General features: G+C 76.1%; 11 protein-coding genes. 7 read left to right on the top strand and 4 right to left on the bottom strand.

Going from position 1 to position 14,454, the window contains the following annotated elements; genetic code table 11:
- Positions 1–297 precede the first annotated feature (297 nt).
- Entirely contained in the window at positions 298–606 is a 309-nt protein-coding gene (locus tag ACIRD3_RS11895; protein WP_402214428.1) for a hypothetical protein, read from the top strand.
- 87 nt (positions 607–693) lie between these two features.
- On the opposite strand, the gene ACIRD3_RS11890 is transcribed toward ACIRD3_RS11895, so the two are convergent.
- Entirely contained in the window at positions 694–1,791 is a 1,098-nt protein-coding gene (locus tag ACIRD3_RS11890; RefSeq protein ID WP_402214427.1) for a chemotaxis protein, read from the bottom strand.
- Between the two features lie 244 nt (positions 1,792–2,035).
- Here ACIRD3_RS11890 and ACIRD3_RS11885 point away from each other — a divergent pair, with 244 nt between their 5' ends.
- The 5 genes from ACIRD3_RS11885 to ACIRD3_RS11865 all read left to right on the top strand — a co-directional run bounded on the left by ACIRD3_RS11885 (position 2,036) and on the right by ACIRD3_RS11865 (position 9,058).
- A complete protein-coding gene (locus tag ACIRD3_RS11885) occupies positions 2,036–2,503 on the top strand; it encodes a MarR family winged helix-turn-helix transcriptional regulator (protein ID WP_402214425.1) in 468 nt (155 codons plus the stop codon).
- A 242-nt stretch (positions 2,504–2,745) separates the two neighbouring features.
- On the top strand, positions 2,746–3,936 hold the full coding sequence (locus tag ACIRD3_RS11880; RefSeq protein ID WP_402214423.1) for an MFS transporter: 1,191 nt from the start codon (positions 2,746–2,748) through the stop codon (positions 3,934–3,936).
- A 60-nt stretch (positions 3,937–3,996) separates the two neighbouring features.
- A complete protein-coding gene (locus ACIRD3_RS11875) occupies positions 3,997–4,419 on the top strand; it encodes a heme-binding protein (RefSeq protein ID WP_402214421.1) in 423 nt (140 codons plus the stop codon).
- 192 nt (positions 4,420–4,611) lie between these two features.
- Positions 4,612–6,657, top strand: a complete 2,046-nt coding sequence (locus ACIRD3_RS11870; protein WP_402214420.1) for an NHL repeat-containing protein — start codon at positions 4,612–4,614, stop codon at positions 6,655–6,657.
- A 157-nt stretch (positions 6,658–6,814) separates the two neighbouring features.
- The gene (locus ACIRD3_RS11865) at positions 6,815–9,058 is read left to right on the top strand and encodes an MMPL family transporter (RefSeq protein WP_402214418.1); all 2,244 of its coding nucleotides are present in this window, start codon (positions 6,815–6,817) and stop codon (positions 9,056–9,058) included.
- A gap of 44 nt (positions 9,059–9,102) precedes the next feature.
- On the opposite strand, the gene ACIRD3_RS11860 is transcribed toward ACIRD3_RS11865, so the two are convergent.
- Entirely contained in the window at positions 9,103–10,467 is a 1,365-nt protein-coding gene (locus tag ACIRD3_RS11860) for a M14 family zinc carboxypeptidase (protein ID WP_402214416.1), read from the bottom strand.
- Between the two features lie 138 nt (positions 10,468–10,605).
- Between ACIRD3_RS11860 and ACIRD3_RS11855 the strand changes: the two genes are divergently transcribed.
- Complete coding sequence (locus ACIRD3_RS11855) at positions 10,606–11,247, top strand: hypothetical protein (protein ID WP_402214414.1); 642 nt, start codon at positions 10,606–10,608, stop codon at positions 11,245–11,247.
- 67 nt (positions 11,248–11,314) lie between these two features.
- On the opposite strand, the gene ACIRD3_RS11850 is transcribed toward ACIRD3_RS11855, so the two are convergent.
- Positions 11,315–12,124 carry a hypothetical protein gene (locus ACIRD3_RS11850; RefSeq protein WP_402214413.1) on the bottom strand — a complete coding sequence of 270 codons (810 nt, stop codon included), beginning with the start codon at positions 12,122–12,124 and terminating at the stop codon, positions 11,315–11,317.
- 85 nt (positions 12,125–12,209) lie between these two features.
- Positions 12,210–14,429 (bottom strand): MMPL family transporter, encoded by a 2,220-nt coding sequence (locus ACIRD3_RS11845; RefSeq protein WP_402214411.1) that lies wholly within the window; start codon positions 14,427–14,429, stop codon positions 12,210–12,212.
- Positions 14,430–14,454: the final 25 nt, after the last annotated feature.

Here is a 14,454-nt window from a genome sequence, read left to right as displayed (position 1 = left end):
CTCACCATCCGCGCGGTGTCACGCGCGAGCGCCCCGGCTCAGCGCCGCGGCTCGGTCCCGTGCCCCGGACGCCGCAGGACGTCCCGCAGTGTGAGACGCCCCGTCCCACCCGCGCGGGTTTCTGCCAGCATGCGGAGCATGCAGCAGCAGCTGATTACCAGCGGCAGCGTGCCGGCACCGCGCCGGGAGGAGTGACCCTCCCCGGCCCACCGCCCGCACGCAGACCTCTCGCGCTCCGCGAGGGGTCTTTCTGCTTTCCCGGCCCCGCCAGTCCCACCCACCGACAGGACCGCCGCCATGGAGCACACCCGACTCACCGTCACCCTGCGCCCCACCACCGGGACGCTCGCGCGACTCGCCTCCACCCTCAACAACCACCGGGTCCTGGACCTGGCCTTCAGCACCGCGGCCCCGGCCTCGGCGCCCGCCTCGGCCCGGGCGGTCGTACGGGTCCCCCGGCCCGAGGCCGTCCGCGTCCAGCAGAAGCTGCGCCGGATGGTCGACGTGCTCGAGGTGTCCCTGGAACCGGCCGCCCCCGACACCCCGGCCACCGCGCACGCCCCCGCCCCCCGGCCCACCGCACCCGCCGCGCCCGCAGCCGTGTGAACGGCCCGCGGGAGCCGGCGGATCAGCCGGGGCCGCGGGTTCCGCACGGGACGCGCCGCGGCCGGGGGTGCGCGGTGGCGCGGTGGGTCAGTAGCGCAGGGCGGCGGCGATCATCCCGCTGTCGGCGAGGGTGCCGTCGGGGACGAAGCTGACGGTGGCGCCGGTGCCGAGGCTGCGCTCGATGACCTCGTCGACGATGTCCTCGCGGGCGCCGGGCTGGCCGGCCTCGGCGGGGACGAGGTGCGCGCCGTCGTCGCGGACGGTGGCGCGGTAGTTCTCCTCCACCACCAGCCGCTCCACCCGGCCCTCGCCGGCGGCCTGCCAGACCTCGTCCAGGCCGGCCGCGAAGCCCTTGCCGCCGCGGGCCTTGTCGAGCAGGGCGAGGGCGTCGGCGACCTCGCGCTCGGCGTGGGCGCGCACCGCGGGGGCGACCGTGCGGCGCACCGTCTCGGCGTCGGCGTGGGCCAGGCCGCCGTGCGGGACCTGCGCGGTGGCCTGCTGGGCGAGCGGGCCGACGGCGTCCAGCAGGGCGAGTGCGGCGGCCTCGCCGACCACGTACAGCGGGCGCGGGTCGGCGGCGAGCACCTTGCCGATCCCGGCATCGGCCTGTCGCAGGAAGGTCTTGGTCTCCTCGTCGCGGAAGGTGCTGGGCGTGTCGCCGATCTGCTCCTGCCGCTCGGGGTCGGGGTTGGGGTAGCTGCGCACCAGCGGGAAGCCGTTGCCGGTCTCCTCCGTGACCCGCTCCTCGGTGCCGCCCCACAGCGCCACCTTGTCGGCGGCGATCGCGACCACCCAGTACGGGCGTTCGGCGGCGTGCGCGGCGACCAGGTTGCGGGTGAGGAAGGTGTCGGACAGGACCACCCGGGCGGGGGCGGTGCGCCCGAGTGACCAGACCTGGTGCTCGCCGGGCGCGGCGAGGATCGCCAGGCCGTCCTCGGCGTGCACCAGGTCGACCTCGCTCAGCGCCCGGTCGAGCTGCTCCAGCACGTCGATCCGGTCGGCGCGGGAGACCGCCGGGTCGGCCTGGACCTTCTCCTTCGCCTCGGCCAGCAGGTTGCGCAGCCGGACCGGGTCCTGCGCGTCGTCGGGTTCGCGGCGGTGGGTGGGCATCAGGATCGAGACCGCCGGGTAGGGCCGGGGCCGGCGCAGCTCGGCGAGGACGGCGGGGCTGAGGGCGGGGTGCATGGAGACCCTTTCCGAAGGCGGTTCGGCCTTCTGTGCGTGGACGCGCGAAGCCTGTCGCTGCTCCCGGATGCCCTCAATGTACCGATATGGGGATGGACGGCGCGTGGGCGGTCCAGCACGGAGCGTGAGCGACCCCGACCTTGGGGCAGGTAGTTGCGTGAGCCTGATACCGGCGCTCGCCGATATTTCCGTTCATGGCGTATCCTGGCCGCAGCACCGCCGTACCCGGAAGGAGGTCGGGCCGATGACCGCCACCGACCCCGCGCTCACCGCCCTCGCCAGCGGCTGGGGCGCGCTGTCCCTGCTGCACGGCAGGATCGAGGCGCACATCGAGCGCGCCCTGCAGGCCGGGCACGACCTGAGCGTGCGGGAGTACTCGCTGCTCGACGTGCTCAGCCGTCAGCACGACGGCGAGGGCGGGCACCTGCAGATGAAGCAGGTCGCCGACGCGGTGGTGCTCAGCCAGAGCGCGACGACCCGCCTGGTCACCCGCCTGGAGGACCGCGGCCTGCTGGCGCGCTACCTGTGCCCGACCGACCGGCGCGGCATCTACACCAATGTGAGCGAGGCCGGCCTGGAGCTCCTGGCGCAGGCCCGGCCGACCAATGACGCCGCCCTGCGGGAGGCGCTCGACGAGGCCGCCCGCAATCCCGAGCTGGTCTCGCTGGTCAAGGCGGTGGAGGCCGTGGACGCGGCCTCGCCCCGCCGCTGACGCCCTTCACCCCCGCCCCCCACCGGGCCCGACCCGTCCCCGCCGCCCCGCGGCGCGGACGCGTCGGGCCCGGTCGCGTTTCCCCTCCCCCGGCACGCGCCCGCGCCCGCCCGTGCCGGCGCCCGCGCCCGAACCCCCTTTCCGAATGCCTTCTATCGGCGTTTGCACTTATAGCGCGTCTGCAACTATTGTGAAAGCGCGCTAGGCGCTCTTTCAAGCAATCCACAGAAGGGTTCGGGCCCATGCCCCTCGCTCTCCTCGCCCTGGCCATCGGCGCCTTCGGGATCGGGACCACCGAGTTCGTGATCATGGGCCTGCTGCCCGGCATCGCCGGCGACTACGGCGTGTCCATCCCCGACGCGGGCCTGCTGGTCACCGGCTACGCCCTCGGCGTCGTGCTCGGCGCGCCGCTGATGACCGTGCTCGGCACCAGGCTCGGCCGCAAGACGATGCTGATGCTGCTGATGGGCCTGTTCGTGGTCGGCAACCTGCTCTCCGCGGTCGCGCCGACCTTCCCGCTGATGCTGGCCGGGCGCCTGGTCACCTCGCTGGCCCACGGCGCCTTCTTCGGCATCGGCTCCGTCGTCGCCGCCGAGCTCGTCGCCCCCGAGAAGAAGGCCGGCGCCATCGCCACCATGTTCACCGGGCTGACCGTCGCCAACATCGTCGGCGTCCCGCTGGGCACCTTCATCGGCCAGGCCGTCGGCTGGCGCACCACCTTCGCCGTCGTCGCCGCGCTCGGCGTGGTCGGCCTGCTCGGCATCGCCCGGCTGGTGCCCGACCTGCCCCGCCCCGAGGGCGCCCGCCTGCGCCGCGAGCTGTCCGCCTTCCGCAACCCGCAGGTGCTGCTCGCGATGGCGATGACGGTGCTCGGCTTCGGCGGCGTGTTCGCCGCGATCACCTACATCGCGCCGATGATGACCGACGTCGCCGGCTACTCCGACGGCGCCGTCACCTGGCTGCTGGTGCTGTTCGGCGTCGGCATGTTCCTCGGCAACCTGCTCGGCGGGAAGTTCGCCGACCGCAAGCTGATGCCGCTGCTCTACACCACCCTCGGCGGCCTGGCCGCCGTGCTGGCGGTGTTCACCCTCACCGCGCACAACAAGGCCCTCGCCGCCGTCACCGTCCTGCTGGTCGGCGCCCTCGGCTTCGCCACCGTCCCCCCGCTGCAGAAGCGGGTGCTGGACCAGGCCCACGGCGCGCCCACCCTGGCCTCGGCCGTCAACATCGGGGCGTTCAACCTCGGCAACGCGCTGGCCGCCTGGCTCGGCGGGCTCGTCATCTCCGCCGGCCTCGGCTACACCGCCCCGAACTGGGTCGGCGCCGCCCTCGCCGCCGCCGCCCTCCTGCTCGCCCTGTGGTCCGCCGCCCTGGAGCGCCGCTCCCCCGCCCCCGCGGCCACCGCCCCCGCCCGCGTCCCCGTCCACCACTGACCACCCACCACTGACCTCCCACCCGCTGACACCCCCCTTTCACCCAGGAGAAGCGCCCCCATGAGCACCACCACCGCCGTCGCCCCGCTGACCACCGCCGACGCCGAGACCCTGGTCTCCGCCGCCCGCGCCGCCGCCGAGGCGGCCGGGGTCGCGGTCAGCGTCACCGTCCTGGACGCGGGCGGCCACCCGCTCGCCTTCCGCCGCGACGACCGCGCCGTGCTGATCTCCGGCGAGACCAGCACCCGCAAGGCCTACACCGCCCTCCAGCTGGACGCCCCGACCGCCGACCTGGTCGACCTGGTCAAGCCGGACGGCCCGTTCCACTCCCTGCCCACCGCGCTGGACCGCCCCCTGCTGTTCATCGCCGGCGGCCTGCCCGTGCGCCGCGACGGCCGCCTGATCGGCGCCCTCGGCATCGGCGGCGGCGCCCCCGAGCAGGACCACGCCTTCGCCGCCGCCGCCCTGGAGCACCTCGGCTGACACCCCGCCCCGCCGGACCGCCACATCCGCCGCCACGCTCCGCCGCCTCGCCCGTACCGGGCAATTTCCGCCGCGCCCCGCGGCCGGTCGCGCGCGGGCGGGCGGCGGATGTGGCAGGCAGGAGGACGGCGGCCGCGCCCCGCACCGGACGCGCGCACGGGCCGCCGTCCCCCGCGACCGAACGGAGCCCCCATGCGCCGACGCCACGGCGTCCTGCTGACCGCCGCCCTCCTGGCCCAGCTCGCCGCCGGCCCCTCCCACGCCGCCGCCCCCGCACCCGCCGGGTGGGACCCGGCCGGCCAGTGCGGGGTGGTCCGCAGCGGCGACACCCCGCTCGGCGGCGCCGCGGTGACGCTCTACCAGGCCGGCGACGGCCCCGGCGCCGCCCCGCGGGTGCTGGCCCGCACCAGCAGCGCCGAGGACGGGCGCTTCACCCTCGACTACCGCCGCCCGCGCGACCCGAACGCCGTCCTCTACGTGCTCGCCGACCTCGGGCCCGCCACCGCCCGCGCCCCGCAGGCCCCGGCCGCACCGGACCGCACCCCGCAGGACCGGCCCCCGCGGCACGGCCCGGACGGCCCGGTCACCCTCGCCGCCGTGCTCAGCGGCGCCGCGGCCCCGCCCGAACTGGTCGTCAACGAGCGCACCACCGTCGCCGTCGCCTACGCCCTGGCCCGCTTCACCGGCCCCGCCGGCGTCTCCGGCACCCGCCCCGGACTGCAGAACGCCGCCGCCATCGCCCACAACCTGGCCGACACCGGCACCGGCGACATCGCCGCCCCGCTCGCCGCCCCGCCCAACGGCGCCCTCACCTCGACCATGGCCGAGTTCAACACCCTGGCCAACCTGCTGGCCGCCTGCGTCACCGGCGACGCCTGCGACCAGCTGTTCGACCTGGCCCGCCGCCCCGGCCACGAGCGGCCCCGCGACACCCTGCGGGCCGCCGTGGACATCGCCCACGACCCCGGCCACAACGCCGCCGCCCTGTTCGCCCTTGCCGACACCACCCCCCGCTACCGGCCCGCGCTGCCCGCCGCCCCCGACGCCTGGACCGTCGCCCTGCGCTACGACGGCAACGGCCGGGAACTCGACGGCCCCGGCAACATCGCCTTCGACGCCGACGGCAACGCCTGGGTCAGCAACAACTACGGCTACGACGCCGACCCCGCCCGCCCGGTCTGCGGCGGCCGCACCGTCCTGAAGTTCACCCCCACCGGCCACGACGCCCCCGGCGCCCCCTACACCGGCGGCGGCCTGTACGGGGCCGGCTTCGGCATCACCGTCGACGCCCGCGGCAGCGCCTGGGTCGCGAACTTCGGCTTCCAGGGCCGCGGCTGCCCGATCGACCCGACCGACCTCGAACGCAGCCTCTCCCGGTTCGCCCCCGACGGCACCCCGCTCTCCCCGCCCGAGGGCTGGCGCGGCCACGGCATCGCCCAGCCCCAGGGCATGGCCGCCGACCGCTCCGGCACCGTCTGGGCCGCCGACTGCGGCGGCGCCGGGGTGACCCGGATCCCGGACGGCGACGCCACCCGCGCCCGGGAGGTCCCCACCCCCGCGCTGAGCAAGCCCTTCGGCGCCGCCGTCGACCCCGGCGGGCGCCTGTGGGTCAGCGGCAACGGCAACGACAGCGTCCAGGTCCTCGGCCCCGACGGCACCGCCGAACGGACCGTCACCGGCGGCGGACTGCGCCGCCCGCTCGCCCTCGCCACCGACAGCAAGGGCTACGCCTGGGTCAGCAACAGCGGCATCCTGCCCGTCCCCTGCGCCGACACCACCGCGGACGACCTCACCACCGCCGCCCTGGCCGGCGACACCGGCCCGCGCCCGGGCGCCTCCGTCACCCTGATCGCCCCCGACGGCACCCCCGCCCCCGCCCCCTTCACGGACGGCGGCCTGTTCCTGCCCTGGGGCATCGCCGTCGACGGCGACGACACCGTCTGGGTCGCCAACTTCGGCGGCCACCGCGTCGCCCGACTGTGCGGCACCGACCTCACCGCCTGCCCGCCCGGCCACCGCACCGGCCAGCCCCTCTCCCCGCCCGGCACCGGCTACTCCAGCGACGCGCTGGAACGCAACACCGGCCTGCAGATCGACCCCTCCGGCAACGTCTGGCTGGCCAACAACTGGCGCACCGTCCCCGTCCAGACCAACCCCGGCGGCCACGAACTCGTCGTCCTGATCGGCGCCGCCGCCCCCGTCCGCACCCCCGCCCTCGGCGGCCCCGCCCAGCCCTGACCGCTCCCCGCCCCGCCCCGTCCGCCCTGCCGGCCCCGGCCCGCCACGCCGGGGCTGACAGGGCGACTACCCACCGGTACCCGTGGCCCGCCCCCGCCCCGCCGGGAACACTGCGCCGATCCGGCGCACCAGCGCGCGACACACCCGGGAGCCGTCCATGCCGCCGTCCGCCCGACCCGCCCCCACGGCCACCGCACGCCCGGCCAAACGCGCCGCGCTGCGCCGCCTGGGCGAGTGGTGCGCACGCCACTCACTGATCGTCATCGTGCTGTGGATCGTCGCCCTGGCCGGCATCCAGGCCGCCAACAAGACGGTCGGCGGCACCTACTCGGACGACTTCTCCCTGCCCGGCACCCAGGCGCAGCAGGGCCGCGACGTGCTGCAGGCGCACGAGCCGGCCGCCGCGGGCACCAGCTCCCAGGTGGTGCTGCACGACGCCGCGCAGCTGCCCGGCTTCCAGCCGCAGATCACCCAGGCCGTCACCTCGCTGCAGCAGCTGCCGCACGTGATCGCGGTGCAGAGCCCGCTGCCGCCGCCGGGCCAGCCCCCGGCACCGGGCGGTCCGCTGTCCGCCGACGGGCTGACCGGGTACATCACCGTCCGCTTCGACACCTCGCCGACCCTGCTGGGCACCGACTACCTGACCGGGGTGGACGAGGCGGTCGCGCCGCTGCGCCAGGCCGGGGTGCAGGTGGAGTACGGCGGTCCGCTGGGCGAGCTGGCCCGGCCGGCGCCGGACGACCGCTCCAGCGAGGCGATCGGCTTCGCGGTGGCGGTCGTGGTGCTGCTGGTGGGCTTCGGCAGTCTCATCGCGGCCGGGCTGCCGCTGCTGACGGCGCTGTTCGCGGCGGTGGTGGGCCTGGGGGTGCTGGGGCTGATCGCGGCGCTGTCCACCTTCGCGACCGTCGCCCCGACCCTGGCGACGATGATCGGCATCGGGGTCGGCATCGACTACGCCCTGTTCCTGCTGACCCGCCACCGGCAGAACCTGATGGACGGTGTGGACCCGGTGGCCTCCGCCGGGCAGGCGGTGGCCACCAGCGGACGGGCGGTGCTGGTCTCCGGCTGCACGGTGATCATCGCGCTGTCCGGGCTGTCGGTGTCGGGCATCTCCTTCATGGCCAAGCTGGGCGCGGCGGCGGCCGTGACCGTGGTGTCGGCGGTGTTCGGCGCGCTCACCCTGCTGCCGGCGCTGATGGGGGTGATCGGGCGCCGGATGGACCGCATCTGCGTGCGCCGCCCGATCGCCGAGGCCGGCGGCACCGAGGACGGGAGCGGCGCGGAGGCCGGCGGGACCTGGCACCGCTACGCCCGCCGGGTGGAGGCGCACCCCTGGCGCTTCCTGGTGGCCGGGGTGGTCGTGCTGGCGGTGCTGGCGATCCCGCTGTTCTCCATCCAGCTCGGCCACATCGGCGACGGCGCCGACTCCACCGACTTCACCGACCGGCGCGCCTACGACCTGATGTCCCAGGCCTTCGGCCCGGGCTCCAACGGGCCGCTGACCGTGGTCGTCGACCAGAGCGCGGTGCCCGCCGACGCCCGGGCCGGCCTGCAGACCTCGCTGCAGCAGGCCCTCACCGGCCTGCCCGGCGCCGCCAGCAGCACCCCGCTGCAGACCAGCCCGGACGGCGCGGTGCTGTTCAACACCGTCATCCCGGCGAGCGCCCCGCAGGACCGCGCCACCACCGACCTGGTCAACCGGCTGTCGGACCACGTGCTGCCCGACGCGGTGAGCGGCAGCGGCGCGAAGACCTACGTCACCGGCAACACCGCGGCCCAGGTCGACTTCCTGGACATCGTCTCCAGCCGGCTGGTGCCGATCATCGCGGTGGTGGTCGGACTGGCCTTCCTGATCATCCTGGCGGTCTTCCGCGGCCTGCTCGTCGCGGTCAAGGCCGCGGTGCTCAACCTGCTGTCCATCGCCGCCTCGTACGGGGTGGTGGTGGCGGTGTTCCAGTGGGGCTGGGGCGGGCCGGCGCTCGGTGTCGCGGGGAAGGTCCCGATCGAGAGCTACGTGCCGATGATGATGTTCGCGATCGTCTTCGGGCTGAGCATGGACTACGAGATCTTCCTGCTCTCGCGGGTGCACGAGGCCTGGCTGCGCACCGGGCGCAGCCAGGACGCGGTGGCGCACGCGCTGGAGATCACCGCGCGGGTGATCACCTGCGCCGCGCTGATCATGGTCAGCGTCTTCGCGGCGTTCATCGTCAGCGACAACATCGTGATCAAGATGATGGGGCTGGGCCTGGCCGTGAGCGTGCTGGTGGACGCGACGATCGTGCGGCTGCTGCTGGTCCCGGCGGTGATGACCCTGCTGGGCTCGGCGGCCTGGTGGACGCCGCGCTTCCTGGACCGGATCCTGCCGCACATCGACGCGGAGGGCGAGGGCGAGAAGGCCTGAACCACCGGGCCGTCAGGTCACCGTGCCGTCAGGTCACCGTGCCGTCAGGCCGTCAGGCGTAGTTCCACGGCGGCCTGGACGATGTTGGCCTGGTGCTCGGCCTGGCGGGTCACCGGGAGCCAGGCGGGGCGGAAACGCCGCTGGTAGCGGGCGCACCAGTCCTGCAGCAGGGCGTCGAGGCGGGCGGCCTGCCCGGCGGCGCGGGCGCCGGCCGGTTCGACGGCGCGCCGCAGCAGGGCGGCGGTGCGCACCGGGATGCGGTGCGCCCACAGGTCGATGCCAGCGAGTTTCGAACGGGTCATCAGGCCCGGGCGCAGCAGGCGGCGGCCGAGGGCGGCGGGGTCCCATTCGTCGGCCAACTGCCGGGCGGCGGTCAGCGGGCTGCGGGCTGCGCGGAGCAGGGCGGTGTCGTCGGCGGGCAGGTGGGGCAGGGCGGCATCCAGCAGTTCGGCGAGCAGGGCGGTGCGGGTGCGCAGCCGGTCGGCGCCCGCGCTCAGGCACGCGGCGGCGTCGTCGACGGGGCGGGTGTCGCCGAGGCGGTCGCTGGTCCAGGCGGGCACCTCGACGATGACCGTCTCGCCGCCGTGGCGTTGCGGGGCGAACCAGGTGGAGGCCCGTACGCGGGCGGTGCCGTCCGGGCCGTCGGGGACGCCGGTGCCAGCGGGGCGGCCGGTCCGGCGCGGTGTCAGCATGCCGGTGCTGGTCTCCTGGCGGTCGATGTGGTGGGGCTCCATCAGGAAGACGCCGGGGCCGGACTCGCGCAGCCAGAAGGTGTCGTAGGTGCCGGTCTCGACCGGGATGCCGAGGGCGGCGGCGGAGCTGGCGAAGGGGGCGGCGAGGGCGGCCGGGTCGCAGGTGGCCTGGAGGAAGGTGCCGCCCACGTCCATGCTGTGCAGGGTGAACTGGAGGGCGGGGCGCAGTTCGTCGATCAGGTCGAGCAGGATGCGGCTCTCCGGGAGCCGGGCGCCGACGGCGGGGGCCCATTCGGGCTGTTCCTCGGCGGCGGGGCGGAAGTAGCCGGCGAAGTACTCGGGCAGGGTGCGGGCGGTGAGGGCGCCGCGGGCGAGGTGGGCGCCGTCGGGGTCGAGGCAGAGCAGGAAGTGCCAGGTGGCGGCGGTGCGCAGGGCGGGGCGGGCGAGGACCCGGTGGGCGAGTTCCACGGTGCTGGCGCGGCCGGCGAACTCGTCGGCGTGGGCTCCGGCCACGACCAGCACGTCGCGTTCGGCGCGGCCGATGGACAGCAGGGTGAGCGGGCGCCCGGCGCGGGAGGTGCCGAGGGTGCGCACCCGGCAGAGCTCCGGCGACCTGGCGGCCAACTCGGCTGCGGTGGAGGCGAGTTCGGTGAGCGTGGGGCAGCGGTCGTGGAGCAGGACGGCCTTGCCCGCGTCGGTCGACGGGTCGGTGATCATCCGGTGTTCCCCCCTGTGGTCGTCTCTCCCGGGGCTGGGAGCGTACGCCCGGCGGGGGGCGTGGCGGGAGCGTCCCACCCCGTCTGTGATCTGACGTAAGATCCGATGATCTTGAAAGCTAGGGACGGGGTTTTGGACATGGTCACGCGGATCGGCACCGGCGCACGGGTCCTGGGCATCGGTATGGCGGCGGTCGTCCTGGGGGGTGCGCTGAGCGCCTGCGGGTCCAGCCCGATCTCGGGCGACCTCGCCGCCGGCGCGCAGAAGTGGCCGGACTTCACGACGGTGCTGTCCGACAAGGTCGCGCTGAAGCAGACCCTGCCGGGTCGGGCGGCCATGCCCGGCTGGGAGGTGCACCGCAACCGGGTCGCCACCGCGGAGGAGTCGGGCGAGGAGTGTCCGGGCTGCAAGCTCGACGGCACCGCCGACTTCGAGGCCGGGGCCGTCACGGCCACCTTCAAGATCACCACCTTCGGCTCCTCGGCCGAGGCGAGCGCGTACCTCGCGAAGACCGCGAAGGAGTTCGAGGCGAAGGCCGGCAAGACCTCCTCCAAGCTCTCGGTGCCGGCCACCGGGAACGAGACCGTCGCCTACGGCGGCACGTACCACGACAGCCCGCGCAACGTCGTCCTGATGCGGGTGGGCACGGCCTTCGCGGGCGTCATGCTCGAGGACTCCTCGGACGTGGCGCAGCTGCAGAAGATGGCGACGATGCTCGCCCGGCGCGTCGAGCAGGCCGCCGCCGGGCAGCCCGTCGACGCCGCCCTGAACGCCGGCTGATCCGGCGCGTTCGCGGGCGGGTGCCGTCCCCTCACGATGCGGCACCCGCCCGCGCGTCGGCGTGCCGTCAGCGGCGGCGGCGTCCGGCGTAGGCCGCGGCGCCGCCGGCGGCGAGCAGGAGCGCGGCGCCCGCCGCGGCGGCGGTCAGCAGGCCGTCGTCGGAGCCGGTGGCGGCCAGCGTCGGGGCGGCCGTGGCCGTGGTCGTGGCCCGGGGCGAGGCGGTGGGGCGGGCCGGGGAGGGTGCCGGGGCGGCCGGGGAGGCGCTGTCGGTCGGCGCGGGCGTCGGGGAGGCGGGCGCGGCGGTGGCCGTCGGCCCGGCGGTCGGCGTGGGTGCGGCGGTCGTGGGTGTGGCGGTCGGCGTGGGCGCGCAGGCGGTGCCGCCGTTCCAGGAGGCGATCTGGAGGCCGGAGAACGGCTCGTCCGGGTAGTGCGGCAGCGGGTGGTCGCTGTCGCCGCCGTCGTACTTCTCGCCGACCGCGTAGAGGGCCAACTCGCCGAAGCAGTGCGGCAGGTGGCCGGTGACGTCGAGGGTGTCGCGGTAGTGCTCGCGGGTGAGCGTGGTGGTCGCCCAGCCGAGGAAGGCCTGCCGGCCCGAGGTGGCCCAGGTCGGCCCCTGGGCCTCGTAGGAGCCCAGGGAGACGTGGTAGTCGCAGCCGGCGGTCGGGACGCCGGCCAGGCGGACCTGGACGGTGGCGGACTCGGCGGGCATGGTCGCGCCGTTCGTCCAGTGGGCGCCGCCGTCGACGGAGTACTGGACGGGTGGCCGGCCGCAGTCGGGGGCGGCGTGGGCGGCGGGCGCCGCGACGAACGCGGCCCCGGCGGTGAGGGCGAGGGCCGTGAGGGCCGGCAGACGGCGCGGGCGCGGGTGCGGGTACATCGGGAACTGCTCCTGGTCCGTGGATCGGGGACGGGGGACGGGGGACGGGGGACGGGGGACGGGGGACGGGCGGGGCCCGCGGGGTTCAGCGGGCGGCGGCCGCGGCCGGGTCCGGGTCCGCCTCCGGGGCGGCGGTGGCGGGCGTGGCGGGGGGCTCCTGGTGGCCGTCGCCCTCGATGTCGACGTGCGGCAGCAGCCGGTCGAGCCACCGGGGCAGCCACCAGTTCCCGTCGCCGAGCAGGACCATGGTGGCGGGCACCAGCAGGCCGCGGACGACGGTGGCGTCCAGGGCGACGGCGGTGGCCAGGCCGATGCCGAACATCTTGACCACCGGGTCGTCGGAGAGCAGGTAGCTCAGGAAGACCGCGACCATGATCAGGGCGGCCGAGCTGATGATCCGTCCGGTGGCGGTGAGGCCGGCCACCACGGCGCGGCGGTTGTCGCGCTCCCGCAGGTAGCCCTCCCGTACGGCGCTGAGCAGGAAGACCTCGTAGTCCATCGACAGGCCGAAGAGCACGGCGAACATCAGCAGGGGCACGTAGCCGGGGACGGGCACCGCGCCGTCCAGGCCGATCAGCCGGGCGCCGTGGCCGTCCTGGAAGACCGCGGTCAGCACGCCGTAGGCGGCGGCGACCGAGACCAGGTTCATCGCGGCCGCCTTCACCGCGACCAGGGGCGCGCGGAAGGCCAGCAGCAGGAGCAGGCCCGCGACGGTCAGCACGAAGCCCACGACCAGGGGCATGCGCTGCGCGATGCGCGCGTTGAGGTCCGCCTGGGCGGCGGGGGTGCCGCCGACGTGCACCGCCTGGCCGGTGCCGGCGGTGGCGGCGGGCAGCACGTCGGCGCGCAGCCGGCGCACGAGCGCGGCGGTGGCGGGGTCGGAGGGGGCGGTGGCCGGGGTGAGCTGCCAGCGGACGGTGCGTCCGTCGGCGGCGAGCGCGGGCGGGCTGACGGCGGCGACGCCCTCGGCGGTGCGCAGCGCGGTGGTCACGGCCGCCGCACGCGGGTCGGCGGATCCGGGGGTGGCCGGGGTGGGCAGGACGTCGACGACCTGGAGGGTGCCGTTGGCGCCCGGTCCGAAGGCGGCGGCCATCCGCTCGTAGGCGGTGCGGCTCATGCTGCCCGCGGGTTTGCTGCCGGCGTCGAGCTGGCCGAGGTGGAGGCCGGCGGCCGGGGCGGCGAGGGCGGTGAGCAGGGCCAGGCCGGCCAGCAGCAGGGACCAGGGCCGGGCCGCGACCAGGGCGGCGATCCGCCCCCAGCCGCGCGGGCGCCCGGCGGGGGCCGGGGCGGCGGCCCTGGGGCTCAGGCGGGCACCGAGCAGGACGAGGGTGGCGGGCAGCAGGGTGAGGTTGACGCCCAGCGCGGTCAGGACGGCGATCGCGGGGGCCAGTGCCAGGGCGTAGAGCAGTGGCAGGCCGCCCAGGGCCAGGCCGGCGAGCGCGGCGACGACGGCGCCGCCGGCGAAGGCGACGGACTTGCCGGAGCCGGCGGTGGTGCGCACGGCGGCGTCCTCGATCCCGACTCCGGCGGCGCGCAGGTCCCGGAACCGGGTGAGGCCGAAGAGGGTGTAGTCGATGCCCACGCCCAGGCCGATCATGGCGGCGATGGTCTCGCCGGCCTCGGGCACGTCCATCAGGTGGCCGGCCAGGCCGAGGACGGGCAGGGCGATGGCGAGTCCGACCACACCGGCGAGCAGCGGCAGGGCGGCGGCGAGCAGGCCGCCGAGGGTGAGGGTGAGGATCACCAGGGCGGCGCCCAGGCCGATGGCCTCGCTGCGGCCGGTGCTGCCCTTGTCGACCGCGGCGGCCAGGTAGCCGCCCGGGGTGACCTCGATGCCGGCGGCGGTGGCCGGGGCGGCCGCGGCGAGCACGGCGTCGGTCGTCGCGGGTGTCACGTCCCGTCCGGGGACGTCGAGTTCGACCGAGAGGTAGGCGGTGCGGCCGTCGGCGCTCATGGCCGCGGCGCCGGCCGGGTCGTAGGGCGTGGTGACGGCGACGACGTGCGGCACCGTCGCGATGGCCGCGGCCGCGCCGCGGACCGCGGCGGCGGTGGCGGGGGTGGTGAGCGCGGCGACGGCGTCGGGGGCGTGCAGCAGGACGGGCTGCTTGCCGGAGGCCGGGGCGGGGAAGGCGCGGTCGGCGATGTCCTTGGCGGCCTGGCTGTCGCTGCCGGGGATGGAGACGGCCTCGCTGGTGACGCGGCCGAAGGCGGCGAGGGCGGCGAGCGCGGCGGCGGCCAGCAGCAGCCAGGCCGCGAGGACGCGCTTGGGCCTGCGGGCGCACCAGCGCCCCACAGTGGTGAACATCGGCGGCGGACGGCCCCTTCTCGTG

Source organism: Kitasatospora sp. NPDC093550 (assembly GCF_044764985.1).
In the GTDB taxonomy this organism is placed as follows: domain Bacteria; phylum Actinomycetota; class Actinomycetes; order Streptomycetales; family Streptomycetaceae; genus Kitasatospora.
Note: the sequence above shows the minus strand (reverse complement) of the source record. Positions and strands in the feature narration are given on the sequence as shown.

What these genes read in the sequence shown, in the direction of transcription:
- ACIRD3_RS11875 (WP_402214421.1), top strand. Translation starts at nt 3,997, where the DNA reads ATGAGCACCACCACCGCCGTCGCCCCGCTGACCACCGCCGACGCCGAG.
- ACIRD3_RS11860 (WP_402214416.1), bottom strand. Translation starts at nt 10,467, where the DNA reads ATGATCACCGACCCGTCGACCGACGCGGGCAAGGCCGTCCTGCTCCAC.
- ACIRD3_RS11865 (WP_402214418.1), top strand. Translation starts at nt 6,815, where the DNA reads ATGCCGCCGTCCGCCCGACCCGCCCCCACGGCCACCGCACGCCCGGCC.
- ACIRD3_RS11855 (WP_402214414.1), top strand. Translation starts at nt 10,606, where the DNA reads ATGGTCACGCGGATCGGCACCGGCGCACGGGTCCTGGGCATCGGTATG.
- ACIRD3_RS11895 (WP_402214428.1), top strand. Translation starts at nt 298, where the DNA reads ATGGAGCACACCCGACTCACCGTCACCCTGCGCCCCACCACCGGGACG.
- ACIRD3_RS11885 (WP_402214425.1), top strand. Translation starts at nt 2,036, where the DNA reads ATGACCGCCACCGACCCCGCGCTCACCGCCCTCGCCAGCGGCTGGGGC.
- ACIRD3_RS11845 (WP_402214411.1), bottom strand. Translation starts at nt 14,429, where the DNA reads ATGTTCACCACTGTGGGGCGCTGGTGCGCCCGCAGGCCCAAGCGCGTC.
- ACIRD3_RS11870 (WP_402214420.1), top strand. Translation starts at nt 4,612, where the DNA reads ATGCGCCGACGCCACGGCGTCCTGCTGACCGCCGCCCTCCTGGCCCAG.
- ACIRD3_RS11850 (WP_402214413.1), bottom strand. Translation starts at nt 12,124, where the DNA reads ATGTACCCGCACCCGCGCCCGCGCCGTCTGCCGGCCCTCACGGCCCTC.
- ACIRD3_RS11890 (WP_402214427.1), bottom strand. Translation starts at nt 1,791, where the DNA reads ATGCACCCCGCCCTCAGCCCCGCCGTCCTCGCCGAGCTGCGCCGGCCC.
- ACIRD3_RS11880 (WP_402214423.1), top strand. Translation starts at nt 2,746, where the DNA reads ATGCCCCTCGCTCTCCTCGCCCTGGCCATCGGCGCCTTCGGGATCGGG.